Genomic DNA, 6,203 nt, shown 5'->3' with positions numbered 1-6,203 from the left:
GAGGTGTTCGGATAAAGTTGATAATCAAGGTGAAGTCTCCAGCTCCAGCTACATGGATGTGTTCTATCCGAAGTACCAGGTGACCTGGGATATGATGAACGTTGCCGGTCCGAACAGCATGTTCATGCACTGCCTGCCCGCCAACCGTGGCGAGGAAGTCGTCGACGAGGTCATGGACGATCCCGAGCGCTCCCTGTGCTGGGTCGAGGCCGAGAACCGCAAGCACTCCATTCGCGCCATCCTGGCCACTCTGTGCCCCCAGAGCGAGCCCGACGAGCAGAAGGCTGCGGCATACCGCGCCACCATCAATGAGCGCATGGCCGCTCTCGGTAAGCACGGTCTGTAAGACGTACCAGGTCGGGCGAGCTACGGCTCGCCCGCCTTCGCAGGAGATGGGCGACCTCATGGCCATCGGCGAGGAGAACTGCAAGGTCTCCGACGACAACCGAGTGCATCAAGGGCGCCGACTTCATCTACACCGACGTGTGGTATGGCCTGTACGATGCTTTCTGATGGGCGGCAGCAGATGCTTGTCTCTTGCTGCCCATCATCTGCGCCACTGCGCGTAGGCACTGGCGCCCTGTCTGAAGTTAAACAGACCTTTCGAGTGTGCACGAAGTGATTGCGCCAACAACGAAGCCCCAACCTGCTCGCTAACTCATGGGCAAGCCACCTGAGACTACTCATTTCCCCTACTAGCAATGAAGGCCTGCAACCTGCAGTTTTGCAAACTGCTTGAAAGGCGCCTGCGTTGATTCACTTCCTATTGCAGCTGGCGGCTCGCACACGAAAAGGCACTTGAGTTTCAAAGCGGGCGTTTTCGTCGATATCGAACCTCTAAAGGCTGTCCGCCGTGCCCTTTGGGACAAAAACGAAAACTCAAAGCCCCGAGTTTGGAATGAGTTTTTGAGATTGCCCCGGCTTTTGTCCCCGAAGCCGATGAAACACGACATAGTGTTACTTGGCGGCACTCGGTTTGAGACGGCATCGAAAACTGAGGACAACTGGAATGTCGGGACAGTAAAACTGAAGCCATCGAGTGGGAGTAGGCCGATAGGGTTCTGACCTGCGATTTTGAGTGCCGCACTGTGCCGCTGAGTTTCGTTTCGTACGAGAGTCATGACAAAGCCACCAGCGACGGAGATGAGTAAAAGCGATTAAAGAGCCTCCGTTCCCTGCGTTGGGACGGAGGCTCTTTCTTTGCCGTTTTACTCCCTTGTCTCCGTTCGGGGATTATTTCTTGCTCATTTAGGGCTATTCGCGCTGAAAGATTTTGACTAGCTTGGTGTCCTTTATTTCGTAGACAATGTCTGCGACGTTCTCGACCAGCCTCTTATCGTGGGAGACGAACACTATCGTTCCGGCATAGGCGCTCATCATCTGCTCGAGGGCTTCGGCGCTCTTGATGTCCAGGTAATTTCCAGGCTCGTCCATGAGCAAGATGTTGTATCTGCCCAGCAGCATCTTCGCGAGTAGCAGCTTGATGACTTCGCCTCCCGAGAGAACGCCAACGTCCTTTGTCAGGTCGCGCGGTCCGATTCCCATAGAGGCGAGGATGCCTCGAATTTCGGTCATGCTGTACTCGCAACCATCCTGCATGAACGAGATCGCAGACTGACGGGCGTCGAACTTGTAGCCTGTTTGCTCGAAGTAACCGATCTCTGCCTTGGGAGAGATGTTGATACCGTCGGCGCGTCGAGCGATTGCCTTCAGCAGGCTGGTCTTTCCTGTACCGTTGCCACCGGTGATGGCCACTTTGGCACCGAGCGGTATCTCGAATTTCGCGTGGTCATAGAGCATGCAGTTGCCGAAGCTCAAGCTGAAATCGTCTGCCGAGATGGGAAATTTACTATGCAGTTCCAGGGCCTTGCTCTGGCGGAACCGCACGGCGCGAATGCTATCTGGGGCCTCAATCCCTTCGAGCGCTTCGAGGCGCTTCTCCATGTCCTTAGCCGCCTGGTACATCCTCTTCTGTTTGGTGCCGGTTGCTTTCTGATGCCCCAATCGACCTGCATACTCGTTGCTTTTTTTCGCAGCCTTCCGCTTGGCGTCGACCTGCCGTGCTTTTTTCCGTTGTTTTTCGATGGCGGCTTCGAGGCGATCGCGCTCGCGCATCGCCTCTTCGTATCGAGTCGCCTGAGCTTTGCGCTCTTCTTCTTTCTGTCGCAGATAGTCGGAGTAGTCACCCCAGAATTCGGAAATACCGCCGTCTTTGAGCTCCCAGATCTTGTCTACCACCTGGTCGAGAAAATGACGGTCATGGCTCACGATGAGCAGAGCCCCATCAAATGCCTTGAGTTGTCCGACGAGAAGGCGGATGCCGTCTTGGTCGAGGTGGCTCGTAGGCTCGTCGGCGAAGATCGCGCTTGCATGCTGGGAGAGTGCAGAGGCAATCTTGGCGCGTGTTTCCTCCCCGCCGCTCATCGTCTCCTGCGCCACTCCGGCGACGTTGAGACGGGAGAGCATCTCACCACTGTCCTGAGCCGCATCAAGGTCGAGTTCATCGAGTTGGCCGATGAGGGCAATGCTGCCGAAGCGCCTGACGTCGGCGTCCGCAATGGTAAGATTGCCGCTCAGAATTTTAAGCAGGCTGGTTTTGCCTGCGCCATTGTCTCCCACCAAGCCGATGCGATCGTAGGAGTAGATTTCCAACTCTTCGATATCTAGGATATCGCGGCCGGCATATTCCAAAAAGATGTCTTTAGCTTTGACTATGAGTTCCATAGGTTGAACCGCCTTTTGTGTATTAGCGTTTTACTGGAAGCGCAGCCATGCCAAAAAAGATTGCTCACGTCGATTTTTCGCCTTTGCCCAATTGCCGGCGCGAGCGTTTTGACCTTGCGCAAGCCGGCAAATCCGAAAATGATAGTTGGCGACGAATAAGGAGCGCGATGCGGAATGTCGGTGCAATACCTCGTCGTCGCAAGGGCTTGAAGGCTGACGCTTGAACCGATGGCTGCTGCCTCTTTTTTTCGAATACTTGGGCTATTGAATCTGCCCGGTATCTCTTTTCCCCGCGTTTCGGACGCTCGGAGCAAGCAGCATAGCCATCGCAAGCAGTACCATGGTCGCTCCAGAGCCGACGAACCATAACGGAGCTCCAAGCAGATCCGCAAAAACGGAGGGGGCTGCGAGGCCCATGGGCATGGCCCACGCCATGATGGTTCCGTAGAGGCCGAAAACGCGGCCTAGGTACTCAGGAGGTATCTGCTCCTGCATAAGGGCAGTCTGGGTTCCCGCGTACAACGGGGAGCATGCGCCCATAAGAAAGCTCACCGGCAGGAAAGCAGCGAACAATGACGGGCCGAGCGATCCGGATACGATTGCGGCAATGCCGAAGCCGGCAATCGCGGCGACCATGGTGAACGACCTATTGCGGAACCCTCCCGTGGCCGCCAAAATGCCGGACCCAGCCAGCATGCCTGCAGAAAAAAGGATTTCCACCAAAGCGGCATCCCCCGTGCTACCGCCAAAATGCCCCAAGGTCATTATTGGGAACAATGCCGCGAGCGGAGAGAACGCGAAAGCGAAGACGAACCCGCACCAAAGAAGGGCGAACAGCCCCCTGTACTCCCTAATCAGCTTGTAGCCGTCCGAAATCTCAGAGAAGAGCTCTCGAACCTTATTGGAAAAGGACAAGCTGCGGTCGGCTTCATCGAGGCCCCCTGCGTCTATCTGTGCGGCGAGGACGGCTAAAGAAGCGAAAAGCGCTCCCAGCACGTCGAGGACAATCATAGCGGTAATGCCCGCCACGGGATAAATCACTGCTGCAAGCGCGGCGCCAAGAATGTATCCGCCGGACTGAATCGCCTGAGTCACCCCCGATAGGCGAACGAGATGCTCTGGCGGGGCGAGATGGGGCGTGAGAGATTGGGAGGCTGGCGTGTAGAACGAAGTACCAACTGCACGGAGAAACAGGGCGATGAGAATTAGCCATGCAGGTAAGCTGCCGGCCAACGAGGCAATCGCCAAGGCGGCACCCACCGCGGCAATGAAGAGGTCGGCGCCGATGAGGACACGTTTCAAAGGCAGTCTGTCGACAACGGCGCCCGCAAGGATTCCGAACAAAGCAATCGGCAGAAAGCCTGCCAGCGATGCTAAGGAGAGGAGAGAAGACGACCCTGTCGTGAGGGCGAGATGCCAAATAAGACCCATTTGGAGAATCGAACTCGTCAATGTCGAAACGAGCTCCCCGCCCCATACGAAACAAAGCTTGAATTGCCATGAATGGCACAGCAGAACAGACCTGCCCCGAGAGGTTTCAAATATCATGGTTATGTCCAATCGTGAAATGGCGTGCAGAAAAACAGCGCGACGCCACAACAGCGCCGCTTTCTAGGCGCTCATCCACGTGCGGAAAAGACCAACCACGACACCCCTCCTTTGTTAATTCGGTCTGGCAAACCATGTAATATTAACGAGGCTTGAGTTTGCCTGTCAAGAATCGAGCATCGGTAAGGGCAATCCTCTCTGGCCATTCGATTCCTTTTGTATCTTTGGTTGCATAGGTGACCCGCCAGGGCTATTACGCGTGGAAGAGGCGCCTGCCGAGCTGGCCGATGAGGCGCTGAAGATGGCCCTGGTCAGGCGAAACGATCCCAAGGGATGCGTACATCATTCGGATAGTAAGAATGTTGCCAGCAGGTTTTGCGGCAACCGCAAAGGAGCCGTATCCTGCAGCTGGAATCACGTTGCAGCATCCTGACCCGCATTCCGATTGGCGGACGGCCCGCTTCGGCATCCTGACCAGCACAGCGATCGAGCCTTGTCATTCCTTGGATATGCCGGTTGCTCGGGGCGGTCCCGACGGAGGCCCTCGCCTCCCCGGTCCGTGACCCAAGAAGGGCAAGCATGCTGATCTGCATGGCTGGTTCCTCCTTTATGTAGACGACCATGCAAAGAAGGGACAACCGAGGAGGCAGGTTACTGATGCGGGCTCCCGCACGCCCATGACTACCCGACGGGCTGTTTTTCATCTCCGATGCCCGCATTGCAGCATGAACGAATGTGCCTCGACATCTCTGCTGGCATGGTACGACTGGGATCGCACCTCGACGCATCCTTGCGCATACTGCCTTCCAAGTTTCGAAACCGGGAAGGAAAGTGTATGTGAGCGACGATATCGGCGCCGATTCGACGCTCGAGAGGGAGATTGCGCCGATTCTATCCATCGGGGATGCATTCCCGAAGATTCTCATCACTCGCACGAGGCATGAGCCCCATACCCGGGAGGGCGTGCTCGTGCTGAATTTCGCGAGGTGGCTGCTTGGCGGGTAGGGTTCTGAACGTCGCATTGGGATATCGCGCGACAGGGCACGCAGGGCTGTTTGTGCCCGCACGGGAAACGCCGTCGCCATGCGGGCGGCCTGTCGTGTCCGATTAGCCTTTTGCTAAACAGGCTTACGCCAACTCATGGGCAAGCCACCTGAGACTATTCACTTTGCTTATCGTTGACAAAGACCTGTGGCCTGCGGTTTTGTGAACGGCTCGTAAGCCACCCGCGTCGACTCACTTACTGTTGAAGCTGGTGGTTTGCAGGCTCAAAGGCGGTTGAGTTTCAAAACGGGCGTTTTTCGGCGATATCGAGCCTCCAAAGGCGGCTCTCCGTGCCCCTTGGGACAAAAATAAAAACTCAATACTCTGAGTTTGAAAATGGTTTTTGAAGTTGTCCCAGCTTTTGTCCCCGAAGCCGATGAAACGCGACGTCGCGTCATTCAGCGGCACTCACTTCGAGATGCCGCCGAAAACTGGGTGCAACTGGAGTGACGAGACGGCAAAACTATAACCACCGAGTGGGAATAGAACAGACGTTCGATTCTGTGTTATAATTTCCTGCAATGGGCGCGGCTTCGGAAGAGGCCGCGCCCATTGCTATACGGGCCTTACGACGACGAGCCGGCGACCGTAGACGCCATGCGCTCATTTGCGGCGGAACAGGGATATGCCCCCGACTTCTCCGAATCCCGCCTCCATCACGAGATCTATCTCTCCGACCAGCGCAAGTGCGCGCCGGAGAAGCTCAAGACCGTGGTCCGCCATCCCGTCAAGTCGATGTAGCGGAGCGAGTGACGCCGCTCGCTCCGGCTTTTGGGGTTTATCAATTGGTAGTCCGCGTCGATCGAGCAAGCTGCCCTGCCTCCCGGCAGGCGCGCAATTCCTTTAGTCGATTCGTCTCGAGGTGCGCTCTTTGCTCATCTTGTGGC

The 6,203-nt window shown here is 56.3% G+C and carries 4 protein-coding genes and 1 pseudogene; 3 read left to right on the top strand and 2 right to left on the bottom strand.

Annotated elements, in window-relative coordinates:
• A pseudogene (locus SFLMC1_RS07315) lies at positions 1–346 on the top strand (hypothetical protein); the annotation flags it as partial.
• A 908-nt stretch (positions 347–1,254) separates the two neighbouring features.
• On the opposite strand, the gene abc-f reads toward SFLMC1_RS07315, so the two are convergent.
• Both abc-f and SFLMC1_RS07305 read right to left on the bottom strand, forming a co-directional pair.
• Positions 1,255–2,724 carry a ribosomal protection-like ABC-F family protein gene (abc-f, locus tag SFLMC1_RS07310; protein WP_005987409.1) on the bottom strand — a complete coding sequence of 490 codons (1,470 nt, stop codon included), beginning with the start codon at positions 2,722–2,724 and terminating at the stop codon, positions 1,255–1,257.
• 261 nt (positions 2,725–2,985) lie between these two features.
• On the bottom strand, positions 2,986–4,272 hold the full coding sequence (locus tag SFLMC1_RS07305; RefSeq protein ID WP_005987410.1) for an MFS transporter: 1,287 nt from the start codon (positions 4,270–4,272) through the stop codon (positions 2,986–2,988).
• Between the two features lie 837 nt (positions 4,273–5,109).
• Here SFLMC1_RS07305 and SFLMC1_RS07300 point away from each other — a divergent pair.
• Both SFLMC1_RS07300 and SFLMC1_RS07295 read left to right on the top strand, forming a co-directional pair.
• Complete coding sequence (locus tag SFLMC1_RS07300) at positions 5,110–5,277, top strand: hypothetical protein (RefSeq protein ID WP_157966984.1); 168 nt, start codon at positions 5,110–5,112, stop codon at positions 5,275–5,277.
• Positions 5,278–5,868: 591 nt separating this feature from the next.
• Positions 5,869–6,057, top strand: coding sequence for a GyrI-like domain-containing protein (locus SFLMC1_RS07295; protein ID WP_261981435.1), 189 nt, complete (start codon positions 5,869–5,871; stop codon positions 6,055–6,057).
• The last annotated feature ends 146 nt before the right edge of the window (positions 6,058–6,203 follow it).

The sequence above is a fragment of the Collinsella aerofaciens genome (genome assembly GCF_901212495.1).
GTDB classification, from domain to species: domain Bacteria; phylum Actinomycetota; class Coriobacteriia; order Coriobacteriales; family Coriobacteriaceae; genus Collinsella; species Collinsella aerofaciens_H.
Note: the sequence above shows the minus strand (reverse complement) of the source record. Positions and strands in the feature narration are given on the sequence as shown.